Origin of the sequence: Pontibacillus chungwhensis BH030062 (genome assembly GCF_000770675.1) — a bacterium.
In the GTDB taxonomy this organism is placed as follows: Bacteria; Bacillota; Bacilli; order Bacillales; family BH030062; genus Pontibacillus; species Pontibacillus chungwhensis.
This window is the reverse complement of the sequence record NZ_AVBG01000002.1, coordinates 251822-273363: the sequence shown is the minus strand read 5'-3', so window position 1 is coordinate 273363 and position 21542 is coordinate 251822. Positions and strand designations below refer to the sequence as shown.

Genomic DNA, 21542 nt, shown 5'->3' with positions numbered 1-21542 from the left:
GGAAGGAGGAAGATGTATGGGGATTAAGATTGGAAATGCACCATTTAGGGATCGGGTTCAAGAAGGAATTGAAAATGACTTTATGCGAGGCGCCGTTTCCTCCGCTCAAGGTCGGTTTCGAAGTGGGAGACTAAAGGCAGCTGAAGAGTTAGGGGATTGGGAAGACTGGCGTACGCTAGGGGAAGAAATTCGCTCTCATACGCTTCAGAATCTGGACTTTTATTTAGAGCAATTAAGTGAGCAAGTTTCAAAACGCGGTGGGAAAGTATTCTTTGCGCAAACAGCTGAAGAAGCGAATGAATATATTCAAAACGTTGTTAAGAAAAAAGAAGCGAAGAAGATTGTAAAATCAAAATCAATGGTGACAGAAGAGATCGGTTTAAATGAAACGCTTGAGAGAGCCGGTGCTGAGGTGGTAGAGACGGACTTAGGCGAGTGGATCTTGCAAATGGATGAAGACCCTCCATCTCATATCGTTACTCCTGCCCTCCATAAGAATAAAGAACAAATTCGAGAGACCTTTGCTAGTAAAAAAGGGTATAAAAATTCCGACCTTCCAGAAGAACTTGCAACCTTTGCTCGTGAACAACTGCGAAAAGAATTCTTATCAGCTGATGTGGGAATTACAGGCTGTAACTTTGCTGTTGCCGAGTCAGGGGCTGTTACGTTTGTGACGAATGAAGGAAATGCAAGACTTGTTACAGCTCTCCCTGAAACGCAAATCTCTGTTATGGGGATGGAGCGCCTTGTTCCAACTTGGGAAGAACTAGATGTCATGGTGAGCTTGTTAACGAGAGCTGCTGTCGGTCAAAAACTAACAAGCTATGTAACTTCTATAACAGGTACGAAGCAGGAAGATGAAGTAGATGGTCCGGAAGATTATCACCTTGTCATCGTTGATAATGGGCGATCAAGGATTTTAGGAACGGAATTTCAGTCTGCTTTACACTGCATTCGTTGTGCGGCTTGTATTAATGTGTGCCCCGTTTACCGGCATGTTGGAGGGCATTCTTATGGATCCGTTTACCCTGGACCAATTGGTGCTGTATTAACGCCATTACTAGATGGATACGAGGACCATAAAGACTTGCCATATGCTTCTACTCTGTGTGCTGCTTGTACAGAAGCCTGTCCAGTTAAGATTCCATTGCATGAACACTTAGTCAGGCACAGGGAGATTATTGTAGAGAAAGAAAAGAAATCACCTAAATCAGAAAGAATGATGATGGACGGTTTTGCAAAATGGGGGTCTCACCCGGCCGCCTACAAACTAAGTACGAAAATGGCAAGAAAAGCGTTAAAGCCATGGACGAAGGACGATGTCATTCAAGATGGTCCGGGGCCGTTAAAGGGATGGACAGATGTTCGTGACTTCCCTGCGCCAAGTGAGCAGACGTTCCGTGCATGGTTTAAAACGAGACAAAAGGGAGGCCGTTCCTAATGAGCATTCAAAACCGCGAATCGTTCTTAAATAATGTGGCAGATCAACTTGGGAGAAAAAGACGTTCTAAAGGAGTCACCCGTCCTCAATATAGTGTTGAACCGCAGTGGAGGGTATTTGAAGGTGCGACTCAAGATGAACTGGTAGATAAGCTTGAGGATCAGTGTCGCGTAATCCATACCCATTTTAAGCGTTCAACGATGGATACCTTAACGGAAGTCATTTCTCAATCGATTGAAGAAAATGATGGCCATGCTGTTGTAGCAGCTGACGATCAAAGAAATGACGAGTACGGGCTCACTTCTTTTTACGAAAACCTACATGATGAAGGGGTTGCTTTCCATTTATGGGACCCATCTAGTGGCCGAGAGAATGTTCATTTTGCCGAACGAGCGGATGTTGGGATTACATTCAGTGATGTAACACTTGCTGAGTCAGGAACGGTTACCCTTTTTAACCACCAGGGGAACGGGCGATCCATCAGTCTCCTACCGAGAACTTATATAGCTATTATACCTAAGAGTACGCTTGTACCCCGTATGTCTCAAGCTGTGAGACATATTCATAAGGCCCATGCCGATGGTGTAGATGTCTCATCTTGTGTAAGTTTTATCACCGGACCGAGTAACAGTGCAGATATTGAGATGAACCTGATTGTAGGTGTACATGGACCAGTAAAAGCCACTTATATTGTGGTTGAAGATATGTGAGATCGCACAAACGAAAGGGGACCTCAATATGATCAGCGTAGATGCACGGGAGAAGCTTAAATCGATAGTAGGGAACGAAAATTATCAAGATTCAAATGAAATGAAATTGGTGTACTCATACGATGCTACACCAAACTTTCAATCGCTTCCTGATGCGATTGTCAGCCCTAAAAATACGAAAGAAGTCAGTGAACTGCTTAAAACGTGTAATGAATACCAGATACCAATCGTGCCGAGAGGGTCAGGAACCAATCTTGCTGCTGGGACGTGCCCGACAAACGGAGGGATTGTTGTTCTGTTTAATCATATGAAAGACATTGTTGAGATCGACGAGGATAACTTAACCGTTACTGTTCAACCTGGTGTCATTACATTAGATATGGTGAATGCTGTTGAAGAAAAGGGCTTTTTCTACCCTCCGGATCCAAGTTCGATGAAGATCTCAACAATCGGCGGGAACCTCATGGAGAACTCTGGCGGCTTGAGAGGTTTGAAATATGGTGTAACACGTGACTATGTATTAGGTCTTGAAGTTGTGCTTCCGAACGGCGATGTTGTTCAAACAGGTGGAAAGCTAGCAAAAGACGTAGCGGGTTATGATTTAACTAGACTCTTCATTGGGTCTGAAGGAACGCTTGGTATTATTACAGAGGCGACTTTAAAACTTATTCCAATGCCAGAAGCGAAGAAAACTGTTTTAGCTGTGTATGAGGACCTCGAATCTGCTGCGAGATCCGTTTCAAAAATTATCTCAGATAAAATCATTCCAACTACGCTCGAGTTTATGGACCAATCCACTATTAGAGTAGTCGAAGATTTTGCGAAAGTAGGACTTCCTGTAGAAGCAGAAGCTGTTCTCCTTATTGAGCAAGATGGTCCTATAGAAGTAGTAGAGCGTGATATGGCTCATATTGAGAAGGTTTGTAAAGATATGAATGCGATTAGTGTACAAGTCGCTCAATCTGAGGAGGAAGCAGATGCGCTTCGGACGGCACGCCGGTCTGCATTATCTGCTTTAGCCAGGTTAAGGCCTACTACAATCTTAGAAGATGCCACAGTGCCACGATCTGAAATAGCCAAGATGGTACATGCCATTAAAGAGATTGAGGAAAAGCACAATGTAACGATTTGTACATTTGGGCATGCGGGGGACGGGAATTTACACCCCACGTGCCTGACAGATGCAAGGGACCACGATGAATTAAAACGAGTTGAGCAAGCTTTTGAAGATATATTCGTAGAAGCGATTAAGCTTGGCGGAACGATTACAGGTGAACATGGGGTTGGCGAAATGAAATCTCCTTACCTTGAGCTTAAATTAGGAGAAGCTGGTGTGAATGCTATGAAAGGTATAAAGCAGGCTTTTGATCCTAATAACATAATGAACCCAGGTAAGATCTTTGCGAAGGATGAACGAAAGCGAGTCGTGATAGGATGACCACAAAGGAAAAGCGTAAACAAAATGTTCAACAGTCGTTTGAAGAACGTATGGAATATGATGAACTGCTGAATTGTATGCGATGTGGCTTTTGCTTGCCAAGCTGTCCGACCTATCTTGAAACCAACCGTAATGAAGCAGCATCGCCCAGGGGACGAATTGCCCTTATAAAGGGAGTTGTTGACGGGGTTATTGAGCCTGATCAAGATTTTGAAGACCAGCTTAATATGTGTCTTGGGTGTCGGGCGTGTGAGCCAGTCTGCCCATCAGGTGTAAACTATGGACACATTTTAGAAGAAGCGCGGGACATTTTAGAATCGAACAAGAAGCGGACGGCTCCGGAGAAGGCAGTTCGCTGGTTTGCTTTTGATAAGTTATTCCCTCATCATCAGAATATGGTTCGGGTCAATAGTTTACTATGGTTCTATCAGTCTAGTGGAATTCAATCTGTTGTTCGAAAAAGTGGGGTTATGAAACTATTCCCTGAAAACATGCAAACAATGGAGAAAGTTCTTCCACCTATTCCTAAGCCAAGTGAGTTAAAGTCCCGTCCGACACATCTTAATGCAGAAGCGGAACAGAAGGCGCGAGTGGCCTTCTTCTCCGGTTGTTTAATGGATACAATGTTTATGAAGACAAACGATGCAACGCTCTCTTTATTACAAAAAGCAGGTTGTGAGATAGTAGTACCAGAAAACCAGGCTTGTTGCGGTGCATTGCACGGCCACAGCGGCGAAAAGGACTCGGCCAAGGCGTTAGCAAAACGGAATATAGAAGCGTTCGAATCACTCGAAGTGGACTACATTATCTTAAATGCCGGAGGATGCGGGGCGTTCTTAGTAGATTATGGACATTTGTTAAAGGATGAGCCTCAGTGGGCAGAGCGGGCAAAGGCCTTCTCTGAAAAGATTAAAGATATCTCTGAAGTCTTAGTAGAGATGGATTTTCATAAGAAAGACTTAAGGCTACCAAACCGCATAGCCACCTATCAGGATTCTTGCCATTTACGAAATGTAATGAGGACACATACAGCACCACGTAAGCTATTGTCTTCTATTGAAGGGGTAGAGTTTGTTGAACTAAAAGAAGCCGATCATTGCTGCGGATCAGCAGGCATATACAATTTAGTTCAGGAAGAGATGTCCATGCAAATCCTGGACCATAAAATGGAGAAAGTACGCGACATATCCCCTCAAGTAATCGTGACAGCGAATCCAGGCTGCCTATTGCAAATGAAAATGGGCATAGAACGAGAGGGGTTAGGAGACCAAATGGAAGCCGTCCACTTAGTCGACCTCCTCCTTGAAGCGGTGCAGTAGTATTTGGAAAATGCCGTTGCCGTATTGGGCTAGAGCTTGCTGTGGGACAACTCGCTTTCCTGCGGGGAGCTGGTAAGCCTCCTCCTTCGCTGGCGCTCAGTCCGGGGTCTTACCTAGGCTCCTCACCCCGCGGGAGTCTCGTCGTCCCACAGCAAGCTCTGACGTTAGAGTAGTGAACGGCAATGCTTTAAATATAACAGATCTCCCTCTTTATATTGTATGGGAGAGCTTCTCAAATTTATGTCTTCTCAGTTGGATGCTTATACCAAGGGAACTAGTCAGGTGAGTGAGTCACCTGGCTTTTTCATATTGATTTTAGCTGTTGCTTCTCTTGCCCGTAATCGGATAAACTTTAGACACGTGTATACCACCAGAAAGGGGGAGGCGTATGGAAGAGAGAAGTACTCAGCAGGAAATGGTTGAACTCTGTTTATTCATCGGTAGGATTATGCTCCAAAACGGGGCGGAAACATATAGAGTTGAAGATACGATGACAAGAATTGCAGCGTCATACGGGAAAGAAGATGCCCAAAGCTTTGTGACACCGACAGGTATTGTGTTTTCTTTAAGTCGAACGGAACCGTCGAAACTTGTTCGAGTTTCAGATCGGACGACGAATTTACATAAAGTGACGCAGGCTAATAGCATTTCAAGAAACATAACAGGTGGGGATTTAACGCTTAGAGAGGCATACAAACAGCTGGATGAAATTGATACCTCTGGTTCTTATTACTCGATGGGAACACAAATTGCAGCAGCTTCACTGGCTAGTGGTTGCTTTTCAATAATGTTCCAGGGGAATTGGTATGATTTCCTGCCAGCTTGTATATCGGGTGGAATTGGTTTTATCGTGTTGTTGCTATTACATCAACTATTTGAAATTAAGTTCTTCGCTGAATTCTTGGCTTCATTGTTTATTGGTACCCTTGCGTTTACATTTATGTCATTTGGCATTGGGAATGAAACGGATAAGGTTATTATAGGTTCTGTAATGCCCCTTGTTCCTGGACTTCTTATCACGAATGCTGTGCGAGATCTAATGGCAGGTCATTTAATTTCAGGTCTCTCAAAAGGGGCTGAAGCATTTTTAACGGCTTTTGCCATTGGGGGAGGCGTAGCGATTGCCTTTTCAATTTTTTAAAGATGGAGTTGGACGCTGATGATTATGGAACAATTTATATTAAGCTTTATTGCCTCCGCAGCCTTTGGGGTCATATTTCAAGCGCCCAAAAGCACACTGTTGAAATGTGGACTAGTCGGCTCCTTAGGGTGGGTCATCTATATGTTGTTTATACAAGCAAACATTGATGCCGTGACAGGAACGTTTGTTGCATCCTTTGTTATCGCGATGATTAGTCAGTTCTTCGCGAGAAGGTATAAAACGCCTGTTGTTGTGTTTAGCGTGGCGGGTATAATTCCTTTAGTACCTGGGGGGCTAGCCTATGATGCCATGCGCAACTTTGTCCAAAACGATTACGGAGAAGCTCTTCCAATCGCGGCGAAAGTATTTATGATCTCGGGTGCGATTGCAATCGGTCTTGTTCTTTCTGAAGTGATGAACCAAATTTCAAAAAAGGTGAGAAAACGGAAACTGTGGAGGTGAGGGAATGCCTGAAGGTCCGGAGATTAGACGGGCAGCTGATGAGGTAGAGAAAGCTCTTCAAACTTCTAAGGTCTTAGAAGTCTCATTTGCATTTGAGGCGCTTCGAGATTATGAATCCTTATTCGCTAATAGTGAAGTGGTACGTGTAGAAACAAAAGGTAAAGCGATGTTAATCCGTTTTAACAACGGATATACGATTTACTCTCATAATCAACTTTACGGGAAGTGGTATGTTCGTAAATCTTATAACTACCCCAAAACAAATCGTCAGCTAAGATTGGCCATTCATAATGAAAAGAAATCGGCTCTGCTTTATAGTGCATCAGACATCGAAGTACTTAGAGATGAAGAGGTTGACTTTCATCCGTTCATATCCAAAGTTGGTCCAGATCTTTTAAATGAACACGTTACGGTAAAGGACTTAACAGAACGCTTTACCTCTAACCGTTTTTGTAAAAGGAAGTGGACTTCTTTGTTGTTGGATCAAGCTTTTTTGGCGGGGATCGGAAATTATTTAAGGAGTGAGATTCTCTTTGTGGCAGGAATCCACCCTGAACTACGGCCCATAGATTGTACAACTCACCAAATAGAGAAAGCCGCTGAAGCCGTCATTACTTTAATGAATCGATCCTATAAAACGGGCGGTATTACAGTTGATCCACACCTTGCAGAGCGTTTAAAAGCCAAAGGCGAGAAACGTTCCCAGTATCGACATTTTGTCTTTAATAGAGAAGGAAAACCTTGTCGGGTTGATGGGACAGAAATTAGAAAGATTACAGCCGCATCAAGGCGCTGCTACTATTGCCCAACTTGTCAGGCGAAGATGATATAAAAAGCGTTACTAGAAATCACCTTTCTAAAGTAACGCTTTTTATCATGCTAATGTTTAGCCTTCTTAGGTGTTCTTTATATTACATGAGCTTGAGGTGCAGTAAAAACTCCTACTATAAAAGGTAGGAGTTACGCATTTACATAATAAATCCGGTAATGAGAAAGAGTACAGAGGCAACGCCGGCTGCAGTGAGAGCGTAAGGGAGCTGTGTATTGATGTGGCTCATATGATCACAATCAGCTCCTACTGATGACATAATACTAGTGTCAGATATTGGAGATGTGTGGTCTCCAAGTGCCCCACCTGATAGGACAGCGGCTGCTGCTAAGATTGGGTCGCCACCTGTAGCAAGCATTAAGGATACACCTATTGGCATCATGATCGCCCATGTTCCAAAGGATGTTCCCATAGAGAAAGCGACAAATCCAGACAAAATAAACAATGAAACGGGGACCATTGATGAAGGAACTACCCCTCCAGCAACTTCTTCAATAAACGCAGCAGCACCTGTTCCTTCTGGAGCAGTGGCGCGCATAATATCCCCTAATGTAACGGCAAGAATAATAATAATTCCACCGAGGATTACCGTTTTACTGCCTTCAAATAACTCATTTAAAAACGTAATCGGTGACATCTTCTTCGTGAGCGTATACTGAAAGAACGCTGTTAGGATACCTAGAGAAAAACTGATTAACAACATTTTATTTCCGTCTAGTGGCAACTTCTCTATATCGATAAAGTATGGAAGCGTGTAGTTCCATAAACCAAGGAATACTAGAGTACCGATCGTAACTCCTAGTGGAAGAACCATATCCATAGGAGATGCATGGTCTGTGGCTTCCGTGCTGGCAGCCATTTCAGCCTGTGCTGGCTTTTGCTTAGGCATTTCAGATTGAGCTTGCTGAGCTCGTTCTTCTGCTTTCTTCATTGGACCAAAGTCTTTGATTTTCCCAGAAGCAAACAGGAATACCATGATTAGGATAACGATATTATAGAAGTTGAAGGGAATCGTTTTGGCGATTCCTAATATCGGATCATCTACACTAGGGATATTATCGACCATTAAAGCTCCCATGAATGCAACCCAACCTGAAATAGGGACAAGCACGTTAATAGGAGAAGAAGTAGAATCTAAGAAAAAAGCTAGTTTCTCTCGTGAAATTTTCATACGGTCATAGATTGGCTTAAATACGGTCCCCGTTGCTAATGAGCTAAAATAAGCACTTGTGAAAAGAGAGCTGCCCATAACAGCAGTAGAGACTTGAGCGCCTTTCTTACCTTTAACCTTTGTAGCAATCCAATTCCCAAAGGCGTAGGCTCCGCCTGATTTATTTAATACTCCAATAAATGCACCAAGCAGGAAGACAACGAGAATTAACTCTGCTCTTCCAGCTCCTTTCACGATGCCCATCCCTCTAATTCCTTCCTCAGGGTTAGCGGGATGGCCTGCGATTGCGCCAAACAGGTTAACGATTGAGTAAAAAATAGAGTGAAATACACCGTTTGCTTGTATATCAATCATTACAGTACCTACTAAGATCCCGGAAAGTAGAGACGGGATCACGCGTTTTGACCAAATGGCTAGCGTAAGGGCAACAATGGATGGTAGTAATGATAAGATTCCGAAATGTTCCATAGTCGTCAGGCTCCTTCTTGATGTTTAAATTTTTATAATTGCATGATAATTTGTATTGTAACGAGGGTTTGTTAGGTGAAGAAAGAGAAAAAAATGAAAAAATCCCTCAGGCTAAGTGGATGGAGCTTAGCCTGAGGGATTTTTTGTGTTTTTGAATGATAGGGCGATTTGTTTGTTAGTGAAAGTTAGGTTTGATTGGGTGGGGAGGTTTTAGTCGAACTTCCTCTTTTCCTAGGCACCCCGCCTGCGCTTTTCTGGATCTAGCTCCGGCGGGGAGGGCCTAGCGTGATAAGCAATCTACTTCCAGTCTGCTACGCAGACTTGCAGCAGCTTGCTTATGCGTACGGCCCTGGGCACCCCGCCTGCGCTTTTCTAGTGTCTAGCTCCGGCTCCTAGCCCCTAGCGTCATAAGCAATCTACTTCCAGTCTGCTACGCAGACTTGCAGCAGCTTGCTTATGCGTACGGGGCTGAACAGTCGCCTGCGCTTTTCATAGTGTATACCACTGATACAGTTTCTTCGGTCTTCCAATTTTTTGGTGGCTTACGACTTGTTTTACTTTGCCTTCTTCTAGTAAGTGCATGACGTATCGGTAGACGGTTGGGTAGGCTAGGTCTACTTTTTTTGATATTTCGTCTACGGAGGTGGCTTCGTTTTGTTTCTTTAGGTATTCTTCTACGTACGATAGGGTTCCTTTGCTGATGCCTTTTGTACTGTAGATGTTGTCGTTTTGGTTCTGGCTTTCTTTAATATTTGAGAGCTGGACATGGAGTTGGATTCTTGAGATCATGTCCGGTGCTTTTACGGGTTTTAGGGCAAAGTCAGTGGCGCCTTCTTTTAGGAATTGATCGGCAATTTCCTGTCGTTCGTCTACTGTTAGTACCAGAATAGGGATAGATGGGTTCGTTTTGCGTATTTCTTTAACGGTTTGGAGGCCGTCCATCTCTGGCATATGGTAATCTACCAAAATTAAGTCAAAGGAACCTTTATTAAAGAGGTCTAAACCTTGTTTTCCGTTTTCTGCTGTTTGTGAGTCCCAGCCTGCATGATTGCAGATTTCTTGTAACATATAGCGAAGGGATGAATCGTCATCAATGATTAGAATGTTCATAGCTTACACGCTCCTTTGGCAATTGAATCCAGAATAAAGTTCCTTGATTTTTATCACTTTCGATATGTAAGGTGGCATCGTGTTCGGCTACGACGTTTTTGACAAACGTCAGCCCAAAACCAGGGTGGCTCTTTGTGCTAAACCCAGGCTTCCAGATCTTCTGCTGCTCTTTTTTGGGAATTCCATTTCCATTATCCTCAACGCCCAGCCAAATCTCTTCACCATATTTTTCCGTTCTTATAATAACATGGGCGTCGGGAACCCCTTCTACAGCATCACAGGCATTATCAATTAAATTGACCATGGCACGAGTCATCCGAATTTTGTTCACTAGCACTTCAGTATGTTCATTAGCATTTAATTCAAACTCAAACGAAATGTCAGCGTAGCTTAATTTGTTAGCTCTTATATATTCAATTAGTCGCTTCATGCTACACCAGTTTTTCTTCTCATCATACAAAATCTCAGATACCATATTACTGGTAGATTGGATAGATTCAGAGATTTTGTCTGTATAATCGAGGATCTCTTGGTTTTTCGTTTTCATTTGTATTAATGAATTTAGTCCCTCGATGAGAGCAAGAGGGGTTTTTAAATCATGGACCAAATGGAGGGCTTCTCGTCCGGATCTTGATTCAATCATTTCTCCTCTAGCACGGTTTAGATCCTGTTTGATCTTCCACTTTTGAGCGGACACAGCTAAGTAAACAGCAAGCATTACTGCATTGATGACAAAGATGGAACACAGAACGATACTATAAAAAGAAAGAGTCGCTCCGAATTCAAGGGAAACGGCAATGTCTTTAAGTTCTGAAGATATAGCGCCGCCTCCAAAGCCAAATGGTGTTAAAAACGTAACGGTATCTAGCCATTGATAGCCAAATAATAACTGAGCTAGAACGAACGATTTGAGAACCGGCCTTAGCTGATCGCGGCTCAACATATGCATTAGAACGATAGACATTAAAATTAAAAAGGCAGGACCACCGAAGTGATAATTAATAGCGCTATATGCATTAATAGAGGCATACACAAGCGGAATCACAACAAAGGGAACCGCAACTTTTAACCAGGGTTTTTCGAACTTTCTACCAAGTATATCCCCTAATAATAAAGCTCCAAGATAATGAGGCAACGCACGAATTGTGTTTAACATAACAAGTGTAAAAGCCGTCATCATAAGCGTACTTCCGGACGGATCTTCGTTCAATTTCTCCATCGCAGAAGAAAGGCCAACCATATCAATACTTAACCACAAGGGCATCGTAATACCCATCAAGATAAGAGCAATCGTTGTCCAAATACTCCATGATGTAAGCACAGAATCCTTCATAATTAACTCCAATCTTTAACATAATTGGTCATTCAACCTTTCACTTATTTTACTATAAGATTCTGTATTTTAAATATGTTTTGTGAATTCCAATATGAAAAAATAGCACTTATTGTATAAGTCCTTTAAAACTAACTCGAAGATGAGGGAGTGTTTCCGTTAGCTTATTTAAGTGTAAGATGGATCGGCAAATCACTCAATTACTGCATCCCCACACGACGGGGCGAACTTCCTCTTTCTGTTGGGGGATGCTCCTCAATTGCTACTCGCGTTCCGGGGTCTCCCCTAACTCTCAATAACATAACGGCCCTACTCCAAATAACATGTCTCAACTTTGCGTCTTCAACAAAGCAAGATTTGAAAGGGATCAAGAACGGGTATATGCGTTAAGAGGAAAAATGTAGGCGATTAAATTATAAAGGAGAGGGATTAATTATGCGTTGGGGCATTTTAGGAACAGCTAATATTGCGAAGAAAGCTTTGATACCGGCTATAGAGCGAGCAGATGGGGCTGAAGTTGTAGCTGTAGCAAGTAGCAGTGGCAAAGAAAAGGAAGTAGCAAAGCATTTTGATATTCCAAAAGCTTATAGTAGTTATCAGCAATTATTGAATGATGATCAAGTTGAGGCCGTATATATACCCTTGCCGAACCACCTTCATAAAGAATGGGTCTTAAAGGCTGCTCAAGCTGGAAAGCATATCTTATGTGAGAAGCCTGCTGCTTTAAGCTATCGTGACGCGGAAGAAATGATCCAAACATGTCAGAACCATAATGTGATTCTTTTAGAGGCATTTATGTATCAATTCCATCCTCAACACGAGCGTGTGAAAGAGATTATTGCATCAGGCGAAATTGGAGATGTGGAATTAATGAAGGCAAGCTTCTCCTTTAGTTTTGACAAGAGTCAATACAACATTCGTCTCGATCCTGAAAAAGGGGGAGGGGCCCTTTGGGATGTAGGTTGTTATGGTACTCATTCTGCTCTTCATTTGTTGGGGAGTAAACCAGATCATGTGCAGTCTATATCAAATGTCGATGAAGACCATGAGGTAGATCTAGCTTCGCTTGTTACAATGAAACTTGAGAATGGAGTCTTGGTTCAAGTTGACTGTAGTTTCAATACACCATTGCGGAATGAGTATGAGATTATTGGAACGAAAGGTAGAATTACTGTTCCACATGCTTATCGTCCAGACGCGAATGAACATAAAGGGATCATTCGTATAGCCACTAAGGATGGAGAACGAGAAGTTGTAGAAGAAGGAGATCAGTATGCCCTTCAAATAGAAGCATTTGAAAGAATTGTCGAGAACCATGAACCAATCGATGCATTGCAATTTAAAACGCTCGAAAACATTAAACTCATTGATTCCATCTACCAAAGTCAAAACGGAACGGTCCGAATCTAAAAGGTGCCAGACACCCTTTAGTTAGTTAAAGGGTGTCTGGCACGCTTTACTATGATGAAGCGCTTTCCTCGCATTTTTGGGGGAAAGGAGGTACGATGAAGGAGTAGTATATACATATTTGGAGGAGTTAAATCTATGAATCGTATTCAACTTGCTGAAGATTTATCAGTTTCTCAGATTGTCCATGGACATTGGAGATTGGCTGATTGGAATTATTCAAATGAAGAAGTAGTCGAACTGGTTGAACAATGTTTAGACCTTGGCATTACGACATTTGATCACGCTGATATTTATGGAAGTTATACATGTGAGCCATTATTCGGACAAGCGCTCGCCCTTAAACCTGAGCTGCGTGAGAGGATGGAGCTTGTTACAAAGTGTGGGATTGTTTTAGAATCTGAGAACCGTCCAGAGCATCAATCGCATCACTATGACACGAGCAAAGCTCACATTTTGAAGTCTGTTGAGAACTCGTTGCAAGCTTTTGGAACTGATTATATCGATCTGTTACTTATTCATCGACCAGATCCGTTAATGGATCCAAAAGAAGTGGCAGAAGCTTTTCACGAATTAAAAGACGCTGGTAAAGTGCGGCATTTTGGAGTATCAAATTTCAAACAACATCAATTGGCCATGCTTGAGTCTTACTTAGATGTAGAACTTGTTACAAACCAGATTGAACTATCTCCATACAACCTCGAGAATGTTCATGATGGAACCCTCGATACTTGTATGGAAAAACGATTGGCCCCAATGGCTTGGTCGCCTCTTGGTGGTGGGGATGTATTCACTAGTGATAGTGAGAGAGCGATTCGGTTACGTACTACTCTTGATAAAGTGGCCGGTGAGATTGGGGCTGAAGGAATTGATCAGGTTATGTATGCCTGGTTACTAGCTCATCCAGCAAAAATCATTCCTATTGTAGGATCAGGTAAAATAGAGCGTATTAAGTCAACTGTAGCTGCTCTAGATCTTACGCTCACGAAAGACCAATGGTTTGAGATATACACAAGCTCTCAAGGCTATGATATCCCATAAATCATAAAGAAAGCTGTCCCTTTATAGGGACAGCTTTTCATTTGAAGACAAGGTACTCTCTTTTAAATTTATCCTTCTACTTTCTTTGATCTAATAACCATCTGACCAAAAATGATACAAGATATAACCATGAGTACCAGTATAAACAAGAATGTATTCTGGAAAGATGCCATGGAATACTGCACGTCTCCGAGTTCTAAGAAGAAACCGGCCAGTACAGGTCCGGAGGCTGATCCAACAAACTGTACAAGTTGTTTAAGACCAATGCCTGATCCAATCAAGGTAGAAGGTAGAAAGTGAGATATTTCATTCGTAGAACTAGATGATAGACTTGAGAATCCAAAGCTTGTAAACATATAGCCAATCATAATCATATATTCATTTACAGGTGATAAGAAATAGAAGATGACCACAGATCCTGTGAGAAGCACATGAGCGAGAAGCATCACCCTTATGTTTCCGTATCGATCTATTAGACGTCCTACATATACAGCTGCAAGAGCTGAAAGGAAAGCTCCAGGGAAGATGATCAGTCCTACTGTTGTCGGGCTTTTGTCATATACATTTTTCAGCATTAAAGGCATTAAGACGAGGATTGCAAAATGAGTGGTAAATCCTAAATAACTCATATAGACAATCAATCGGTAGGGTTTATTTCGAATTAATTTAGGCTGAATAAATGGAGCATTATTCTTATTTAAATGCCACCACAACATCCCTGCTAACATCAAACCAACTGCCAGGTAGTACCACGTTATGGTAGATATAAATAAAAGCAAAGCAGTAACCGATAATCCTGTTAAAACCGCCCCTATTTTATCGAAATGACCAGGTTGAGAAGACTCTTCTGGTAATCGTTTATTTAAAACAGGTAACAAGAGAATAACGAGTAACGTAAATACGAACAAGAAATTCCAGTTTAAGTAATCCGTAATTGCCCCACCGAAAACAGGACCAAGACCGAATCCTAGAGAAGAAGCAGAAGCAATAAAAGCCATGGCACGTCCTCTGTGATGCCCTGGAACAAAACGTCCGGCATATACATAGGAAAGTCCTGGTATTGCAGCTGCTCCGGCAGCTTGAAAGAGTCTGGCAATCATGAGCCAGATGAAATTTTGTGTAAAGTATCCAAAAACGGATGCGGATGCAAAGAGCACAACACCAATCATAAGTAATCGTTTAAGTGGAACATAGTCACTTAAGCGAGTATAAGTGATCGTAAAGATTGCTAGAACGATGGAATACCCTGATACAATCCAAGCACCTTGTGAAGGAGAGAGACTGAAATCACTTAGCACATTTGGCAGGGCTACGTTGAACATGGTTGTGTTCATGACTACAAGCCAAACGGCAATGCTAAGAATGATAATCGTTTTAAAATATCCTTGTTTGAAAAGAGGGGTTGATTCCTTTTTCATATGTTTCCTCCTGCTGAGATTTACTATTTCGATACTCGAAGTACTGTAACATAAATGAATGATATTTAAAATGAATATGCGTAATAGAGAGTTTCGGTCTGAATGATGCAACTATATTTATCCGGAGTGGTTCTTTATGCTCAAGGATTGGTTTAAGGAGAGGGTTCAAAGTTAATTGTATGAGTAATTCATGCTAATTTAATAGTAATGCATGAAAACCAATGAAGAGATGTGTGTAGTATGACTGTCGAATCGATTATAATGAGTTTCTTTATCTATTTAATTCCTGTCTTATTTCTGTTTTATATGGCGATTGAAGTCTTTCTTCGTAATGTTCAGAGTAAGATACACCGCTTGGCCAGTTTAATCGTGCTAGGATACATGTTGTTGTTTTTAGAAGAATATATACGCCACTTGCTTCCCATCCACTACAGTGCACCATTAGCAATACTTTGGTATGGAAACGTTGGTGCTCTCTTGATAAGTTTCGGATTCCACTTCGTAGCTGAAGTGACCTCCTTCAAACATCGAATACCCGTCCGCTTACGACCATATATTTATTATGTACCTGTTGTATTTGTGATTTTATCGGTATTTTCATTGAGTCATATGTTCAATAGCCTTAACTTCGTTCAGCAAGGGATCTGGAAACTTCCAACACATAATACGTTTTATTATTTAGCTATTACAATAGGGAATCTGTTAACGCTCATTTTCATTTATATAATTTTTAAGCAAAGAAAAGTGATTGAATCGTTAGAACGTAAACGTATAATGGATATCTTATTGTACTCATTTATATTTGTATTACTTTGGAATATCGTATTTGGTTATATTGATTTCGGGAAGTGGTTACCTCCTCGTCCATACATTTTCTCAGGTGTGGTCTGGTGTTTCATGTTAAGGATGGCGATGGTCAAATATGACTTTCTATCTTCTTACTCGAAACGTTATGAAATTCTATTTAACTTAAATCCTAACGCTATTATATTAGTTGATAGCAAAGGAGTCATAAAGGAAGCAAACCCAACAGCTCAATACTTATTAGAAGATGTGAATATTCGTAACCGGAATGTGTTTGAGGCTTACCAGACTACCCATCAAGAAGAATGGATTGATCTCTATCATAGAATATTTGAAAAACGACAGCCTGTTCGGGAATTTGAAGCAGAAATTGAGAGCGTAAGAGACGGTAAAACCCGTCACTTACTAATTGATGGAGACTTCTTATTTGTGGACCAGCAGCCGTATTTCATGATCATTATACGGAATATTACCTCTGAGAAGCAGAAGGCGGAGCAGGTTTCCTTCCTAGCTTATCACGATTCCTTAACTCAATTGCCCAATCGAAGGTCTTTTTATCAATCATTAGAAGAGCGAATTCAATCAAGTACTACACGAAATGTTGCTATTATGCTCTTTGATCTAGACTCATTTAAACAAGTTAATGACCTTTACGGACACACTGTGGGAGATGATTTTTTAAAACATGTGGCTAAAGTAGTAACCGCCTTCACCCATGGTAAAGGGTTTGTTGCCAGATTAGGTGGAGACGAGTTTGTCATTTGTTTAGACGATATTCCTTCCGCTGATTTTGTAAAAAGAGAGGCGCAGTTACTGCTTAGCCGATTTCATGAAAGTCCTTTTTGTAAAAAGGGGATCGAGATTCCTATTCAAGCAAGTATTGGAATCAGTTTATACCCAGAACATGGGGTTGTAGCAGATGAACTGGTGAAGAGGGCTGATCAGTCCCTTTATAAAGTAAAGAACAAAGGAAAGAATAATTTCCATTTCAATGGAACCGATTCTAAATCCTCGTGATATACTACTATCAAAAGGTTTAGTAAAGGACGAGTATATGAGAATCTTCAAGCGTACGTATGAGGGGATAATGATTCTGCTCGTTATAGCAACCATTATGACGTTATGGAGCGATCGCCCCTACGACTCTGCCATCAACTGGGTCGTTTGGGGAATATTCATGACGGATTTCATGGTTCGGTTAGTGTTAGCGGAGAATAAATGGAAGTTTGTTAAACAAAACCCTTTTTTAGTGGTGGCGGTTATCCCTTTTGACCAATTCTTTCAAATGGCACGTATTGTTCGTATTATTTACTTATTTCGTATTAAAACCATTACGAAATATTATATTGCACCCATTATTAATAAGCTGACGTATAGATCTAAGGTATTTATATTCGGATTATTTTTAATGATTTTGCTGGCGGAGTCGGTTACGTTGTGGGTGCTAGAGGAAGGAATGATCTCCTTCTCTGAAGCCGTTCTGATGATAGGCAGGCAACTGATGTTTTTCGGACATCAAAGCGGATTCCCATTAAGGACTGAATCGGTTGTCATGCTTGTGTGTACATCTATAATGGGCGTTGTGCTTCACGGGTTAGCATTGCAATGGGCAATTGAGAGAGGAGAAAAGCTTCTCAAACGACGAAAGAAGAAATTAAAATCTTACCAAGATGTTCAGGGAGGATCTAACTAAATAAAGGATGAAGAAGGGTCTGATAGTGTCCGGTTGCAGACCTTTTTTTAGTACTTGAACGTTTATTTATAGATCCTTTCTGCGCAGAGATGTTTGAATATTATGTAAAAGGAAAAGGTGGGTACATCATGCGTATTATTCTTTCCTACATAAAGGTTTATAAAGGTTCTGCTGTCATTGCTCTCCTTCTCATGCTATTGGAGTTAGTGGTTGAGCTCCTTCAGCCTTTAATAATGGGGATTATTATTGACCGCGGGGTTCTGAGGCAAGACCTTTCAGCTGTCGCTGGATGGGGGGGGCTTTTGCTTGGGTTATCTCTTCTTGCTTTTATAGCAGGCATTACCAACTCATTTTTCGCAGCAAATGTCAGTCAAGGAGTAGCGCGTGACGTGAGAGAGGCGATGTTTAAGAGGATACAATACTTCATACCTGCTCAGCTTCAGAAGTTCTCGCTGTCTACATTACTTACAAGAATGACGAGCGATGTTACGCAACTGCAAAGTCTTTTATTTATGGCTATGAGAATTATGTTGCGCGCTCCATTATTTATATTGTTTGGGCTTGTCATGGCAATCATAGTTGAACCGAGTTTAGCTACTGTTTTGCTGTTGGCCGTTCCTCTTTTACTTGGATGTATGGTTATAGTGATGGTGAAAGGGGTTAAGCGATTCCGGTCTGTTCAAACGAATTTGGACCAAGTCAATCATCGTTTAAGAGAGAATTTATTTAATATGAGGTTGGTAAAAGCCTATGATCGCGGAGAGTTTGAACAGAAACAATTTGAAGAAGCAAACGGACCATTACAGGTAGCAAATACAAAGGCACTCCGTCTTATGGAAACCACGATGCCAATGATTATGTTTGGAATGAACATGAGTTTAATTGCAATCTTGTGGGTAGGGTCTTATCAATTAAATGGAGGAGGTACACAGCCTGGAGAAGTCGTCTCTGTGCTGAATTACGGAATGAGAATTATGTTCTCATTTGGAGTGTTCTCATTCTTAATTATGCTTTTCTCACGTGGAAGAGCATCCATCTCACGTATTGTGTCTATATTAGAAGAATATGAAGGAAACGATCGAAATCAAGATGGATCTTCATATCAGTCGGGAGCGGTTGCGTTTAATCATGTTTCTTTTAATTACCCTACACGAAGTGCATATCCAGCTTTAGAGGATATAAGTTTCACAGTACCCCGAGGGAAAATGCTGGGGATCCTTGGCGAAACGGGATCGGGTAAAACGACACTCGCACAGCTCATTCCTCGTCTCTATCAGCCTGTGAGAGGAACGATTTCTTTTGGTGGTATTGATAGCCAGGATATCAGAGTAGAAGACTTGCGAGAAAAAATAGGAGTTGTACCTCAGGAGGCTCACCTTTTTTCCGGAACCATACGAGAAAACCTACTATGGGGCAACAAAGAAGCAACAATGGAAGACTTGATTCAATCGACAAAGGATGCGGGGATTTACGAATTTATCAAAGAGCTTCCAGATGGATTTGAGACGACTATTGGGCAGAAGGGTGTAAATTTCTCCGGAGGGCAAAAGCAACGAATCTGTATAGCACGTGCGCTTATGAAGCGTCCTGACATCTTAGTATTAGATGACAGCACGAGTGCATTAGATGCTAAGACAGAGTCCGACATACTCAACAAGTTAACAGACCTCCCTTACACCGTATTCATTATTGCCCAGAAAATAAGTTCGGTAAAAGAAGCTGACCAGCTCCTTCTTCTTCATGAAGGAAAAATGCAAGGGGTTGGAAATCACAAAGAGTTACTTGCTAGCAATGAGTTTTATCAAACCCTTTATCAATCTCAGCAAAAGAAGGGGGAGGTTCATTATGTCGAGAACTCCTAAATCTCATCCTCATTCTAGAATTGGACAGAAACCTCCGAAAATTAATGATCTAAAAGCTACATTAAAGAAGGTGTGGAAGTATGTAGACAGACAAAGAAATCTTTTCATTCTTGTAATGGTAATGGTATTGATTAGTTCTGCTCTCTCATTAGTAGGCCCTTACGTATTAGGGGTAACAGTCGATCGTGTCATTGAAAAAGTGGAAACGACAACGCTAATACAATTATTTGTCGGATTAGCAGCCATCTATATCTTTCAGATGGTGACCCTCATTTTACAAAATTATTGGATGATTGGCATTTCACAACATACGGTGTATACAATGAGAAATCATTTATTTGCCCATTTGCAGAAGTTATCTCTTTCTTATTTCCAAAAACAACAACATGGAGAATTAATGAGCCGTCTCACCAACGATATGGAAAATGTCAGCAGAACTCTTAATTCATCCATTATTCAATTTACGACCAGTATCTTAACGCTTGTAGGAACCATAGGTATGATGGTTTGGTTGAGTCCGGTTTTAACCCTTTTAACATTAACTATTGTACCTATCCTAATCGTGGGAATGAAGTGGATTACGAAACGCACGAGTGTTTACTTTAAGGACCAACAAAAGCATCTGGGGGATCTGAATGGGTATATTGAAGAGTCATTAAGCGGTCACGCCATCATAAAGCTGTTCTCACGAGAGAAAGAAACAATTGTTCAATTTAATGAGAAAAACGAGCAGTTAAAAACAGCCGGATATTGGGCACAGACCTATACTGGATTTATTCCAAAGCTTATGAACATGCTGAATAATGTAAGTTTCGCTATTATCGTAGGAGCTGGTGGATATTTAGCGGTCCAAGGGTCTATATCCGTGGGGGTCATTGTTACATTTACAACCTACTCAAGACAATTCACTCGCCCTTTAAACGATTTAGCCAACCAGTTTAATATGATTCTTTCGGCTGTTGCTGGTGCTGAACGTGTCTTCCAGGTGATGGATGAGGAGCCTGAAAAAACGGAAAAGAAAGAAGATCGCTTACAAGCGGTAAAAGGAGATGTGCGGTTTGAGTCTGTGTCATTTGCTTACGAAACGAATCAAGCAACTCTTAAAGGAATAACACTTCATGCTAATCCAGGAGAAACAGTCGCATTAGTTGGGCCAACAGGAGCCGGCAAAACCACTATTATTTCTTTGCTGCTTCGCTTTTATGATCCTGATAGCGGGAGGGTCCTTATTGACGGAAAGGATACTAAACAGGTGAAAAGGGAAAGTTTACGCGAGCAAATGGCCGTTGTGCTTCAGGACTCCTTCTTATTTGAAAAGTCTATCCGGGAGAACATACGGTATGGGAGACTTGGAGCGACGGATGAAGAGGTAGAACAAGCTGCTCGAGATGCAAACGCCCATTCTTTTATTCGGAAGCTTCCAGATGGATACGATACGGTTTTACAATCTTCTGGATCAAGCATCAGTCAGGGACAGAGACAACTGCTTTCAATTGCCAGAGCTATGATTAAGGATCCCGCTATTCTGGTTTTAGATGAAGCGACAAGCAGTATAGACACGTTGACAGAAATGAAAATTAATGACGCTTTAAAGAAATTAATGAAAGGGCGCACTAGTTTTGTCATAGCCCACCGGTTGCATACGATCTATCAAGCAGATCAAATTATAGTCCTTCAGAATGGTTCTATTATTGAACGAGGGAACCACGATGAGTTGGTGGCTCAGAATGGATTTTACCGTGGTCTTGTAGATGTTCAATTTGGTCAACAGGCAGTTGACTGAGGAGAATAAGGAAGGTTTGAAACGGCTATGTTAATGGTTGTATTAGAAACCATTTTAGCTTTCTTATAATATACGGAATAACGATGTTTTAAGCACATTTAACAAAAGGGGG

17 protein-coding genes are annotated in these 21542 nt (G+C 41.5%); 13 read left to right on the top strand and 4 right to left on the bottom strand.

The window, feature by feature from the left end; genetic code table 11:
* Positions 1-16 precede the first annotated feature (16 nt).
* The 7 genes from N780_RS04100 to nei all read left to right on the top strand — a co-directional run bounded on the left by N780_RS04100 (position 17) and on the right by nei (position 7343).
* Positions 17-1441, top strand: coding sequence for a LutB/LldF family L-lactate oxidation iron-sulfur protein (locus N780_RS04100; protein WP_036780367.1), 1425 nt, complete (start codon positions 17-19; stop codon positions 1439-1441).
* Positions 1441-2151: a LutC/YkgG family protein gene (locus N780_RS04095; RefSeq protein WP_036780365.1), complete on the top strand. Its 711-nt coding sequence runs from the start codon at positions 1441-1443 to the stop codon at positions 2149-2151. The genes N780_RS04100 and N780_RS04095 overlap by 1 nt, the downstream gene beginning before the upstream one ends.
* Positions 2152-2179: 28 nt before the next feature.
* Entirely contained in the window at positions 2180-3589 is a 1410-nt protein-coding gene (gene glcD, locus N780_RS04090) for a glycolate oxidase subunit GlcD (protein WP_036780362.1), read from the top strand.
* The gene (locus tag N780_RS04085; protein WP_036780361.1) at positions 3586-4908 is read left to right on the top strand and encodes a (Fe-S)-binding protein; all 1323 of its coding nucleotides are present in this window, start codon (positions 3586-3588) and stop codon (positions 4906-4908) included. Before glcD ends, N780_RS04085 begins: the two co-directional genes overlap by 4 nt.
* Before the next feature lie 388 nt (positions 4909-5296).
* On the top strand, positions 5297-6049 hold the full coding sequence (locus tag N780_RS04080) for a threonine/serine exporter family protein (protein WP_036780359.1): 753 nt from the start codon (positions 5297-5299) through the stop codon (positions 6047-6049).
* A gap of 18 nt (positions 6050-6067) precedes the next feature.
* On the top strand, positions 6068-6511 hold the full coding sequence (locus tag N780_RS04075; protein ID WP_036780357.1) for a threonine/serine exporter family protein: 444 nt from the start codon (positions 6068-6070) through the stop codon (positions 6509-6511).
* A 4-nt stretch (positions 6512-6515) separates the two neighbouring features.
* The gene (nei, locus tag N780_RS04070) at positions 6516-7343 is read left to right on the top strand and encodes an endonuclease VIII (RefSeq protein ID WP_036780355.1); all 828 of its coding nucleotides are present in this window, start codon (positions 6516-6518) and stop codon (positions 7341-7343) included.
* A 136-nt stretch (positions 7344-7479) separates the two neighbouring features.
* Here nei and N780_RS04065 read toward each other — a convergent pair whose 3' ends face one another.
* The 3 genes from N780_RS04065 to N780_RS04055 form a co-directional block, all read right to left on the bottom strand.
* Positions 7480-8979, bottom strand: a complete 1500-nt coding sequence (locus tag N780_RS04065; RefSeq protein WP_036780353.1) for a Na+/H+ antiporter NhaC family protein — start codon at positions 8977-8979, stop codon at positions 7480-7482.
* Positions 8980-9468: 489 nt separating this feature from the next.
* A complete protein-coding gene (locus N780_RS04060) occupies positions 9469-10089 on the bottom strand; it encodes a response regulator (RefSeq protein ID WP_036780351.1) in 621 nt (206 codons plus the stop codon).
* Positions 10070-11422, bottom strand: a complete 1353-nt coding sequence (locus tag N780_RS04055; protein WP_036780348.1) for a sensor histidine kinase — start codon at positions 11420-11422, stop codon at positions 10070-10072. Before N780_RS04055 ends, N780_RS04060 begins: the two co-directional genes overlap by 20 nt.
* A 435-nt stretch (positions 11423-11857) precedes the next feature.
* Here N780_RS04055 and N780_RS04050 point away from each other — a divergent pair, with 435 nt between their 5' ends.
* Positions 11858-12832, top strand: coding sequence for a Gfo/Idh/MocA family protein (locus N780_RS04050; protein WP_036780346.1), 975 nt, complete (start codon positions 11858-11860; stop codon positions 12830-12832).
* 135 nt (positions 12833-12967) lie between these two features.
* Positions 12968-13870 carry an aldo/keto reductase gene (locus N780_RS04045; RefSeq protein ID WP_036780343.1) on the top strand — a complete coding sequence of 301 codons (903 nt, stop codon included), beginning with the start codon at positions 12968-12970 and terminating at the stop codon, positions 13868-13870.
* Between the two features lie 68 nt (positions 13871-13938).
* Here N780_RS04045 and N780_RS04040 read toward each other — a convergent pair whose 3' ends face one another.
* A complete protein-coding gene (locus N780_RS04040; RefSeq protein ID WP_036780341.1) occupies positions 13939-15288 on the bottom strand; it encodes an MFS transporter in 1350 nt (449 codons plus the stop codon).
* 240 nt (positions 15289-15528) lie between these two features.
* Here N780_RS04040 and N780_RS04035 point away from each other — a divergent pair, with 240 nt between their 5' ends.
* From N780_RS04035 to N780_RS04020, 4 genes are all read left to right on the top strand, one after another.
* Entirely contained in the window at positions 15529-17109 is a 1581-nt protein-coding gene (locus N780_RS04035; RefSeq protein ID WP_036780339.1) for a diguanylate cyclase domain-containing protein, read from the top strand.
* A gap of 37 nt (positions 17110-17146) precedes the next feature.
* On the top strand, positions 17147-17785 hold the full coding sequence (locus tag N780_RS04030; RefSeq protein WP_036780756.1) for a hypothetical protein: 639 nt from the start codon (positions 17147-17149) through the stop codon (positions 17783-17785).
* A 128-nt stretch (positions 17786-17913) separates the two neighbouring features.
* Complete coding sequence (locus tag N780_RS04025; protein ID WP_036780337.1) at positions 17914-19647, top strand: ABC transporter ATP-binding protein; 1734 nt, start codon at positions 17914-17916, stop codon at positions 19645-19647.
* Positions 19631-21430, top strand: coding sequence for an ABC transporter ATP-binding protein (locus N780_RS04020; RefSeq protein ID WP_036780335.1), 1800 nt, complete (start codon positions 19631-19633; stop codon positions 21428-21430). The genes N780_RS04025 and N780_RS04020 overlap by 17 nt, the downstream gene beginning before the upstream one ends.
* Positions 21431-21542: the final 112 nt, after the last annotated feature.

Bases quoted from the DNA above. Each gene is read 5' to 3' on its own strand.
- N780_RS04025 (WP_036780337.1), top strand. From the start codon at position 17,914: ATGCGTATTATTCTTTCCTACATAAAGGTTTATAAAGGTTCTGCTGTC.
- N780_RS04030 (WP_036780756.1), top strand. From the start codon at position 17,147: ATGAGAATCTTCAAGCGTACGTATGAGGGGATAATGATTCTGCTCGTT.
- N780_RS04040 (WP_036780341.1), bottom strand. From the start codon at position 15,288: ATGAAAAAGGAATCAACCCCTCTTTTCAAACAAGGATATTTTAAAACG.
- glcD (WP_036780362.1), top strand. From the start codon at position 2,180: ATGATCAGCGTAGATGCACGGGAGAAGCTTAAATCGATAGTAGGGAAC.
- N780_RS04100 (WP_036780367.1), top strand. From the start codon at position 17: ATGGGGATTAAGATTGGAAATGCACCATTTAGGGATCGGGTTCAAGAA.
- N780_RS04065 (WP_036780353.1), bottom strand. From the start codon at position 8,979: ATGGAACATTTCGGAATCTTATCATTACTACCATCCATTGTTGCCCTT.
- N780_RS04055 (WP_036780348.1), bottom strand. From the start codon at position 11,422: ATGAAGGATTCTGTGCTTACATCATGGAGTATTTGGACAACGATTGCT.
- N780_RS04085 (WP_036780361.1), top strand. From the start codon at position 3,586: ATGACCACAAAGGAAAAGCGTAAACAAAATGTTCAACAGTCGTTTGAA.
- N780_RS04050 (WP_036780346.1), top strand. From the start codon at position 11,858: ATGCGTTGGGGCATTTTAGGAACAGCTAATATTGCGAAGAAAGCTTTG.
- N780_RS04075 (WP_036780357.1), top strand. From the start codon at position 6,068: ATGATTATGGAACAATTTATATTAAGCTTTATTGCCTCCGCAGCCTTT.
- N780_RS04035 (WP_036780339.1), top strand. From the start codon at position 15,529: ATGACTGTCGAATCGATTATAATGAGTTTCTTTATCTATTTAATTCCT.
- N780_RS04080 (WP_036780359.1), top strand. From the start codon at position 5,297: ATGGAAGAGAGAAGTACTCAGCAGGAAATGGTTGAACTCTGTTTATTC.
- nei (WP_036780355.1), top strand. From the start codon at position 6,516: ATGCCTGAAGGTCCGGAGATTAGACGGGCAGCTGATGAGGTAGAGAAA.
- N780_RS04045 (WP_036780343.1), top strand. From the start codon at position 12,968: ATGAATCGTATTCAACTTGCTGAAGATTTATCAGTTTCTCAGATTGTC.
- N780_RS04020 (WP_036780335.1), top strand. From the start codon at position 19,631: ATGTCGAGAACTCCTAAATCTCATCCTCATTCTAGAATTGGACAGAAA.
- N780_RS04060 (WP_036780351.1), bottom strand. From the start codon at position 10,089: ATGAACATTCTAATCATTGATGACGATTCATCCCTTCGCTATATGTTA.
- N780_RS04095 (WP_036780365.1), top strand. From the start codon at position 1,441: ATGAGCATTCAAAACCGCGAATCGTTCTTAAATAATGTGGCAGATCAA.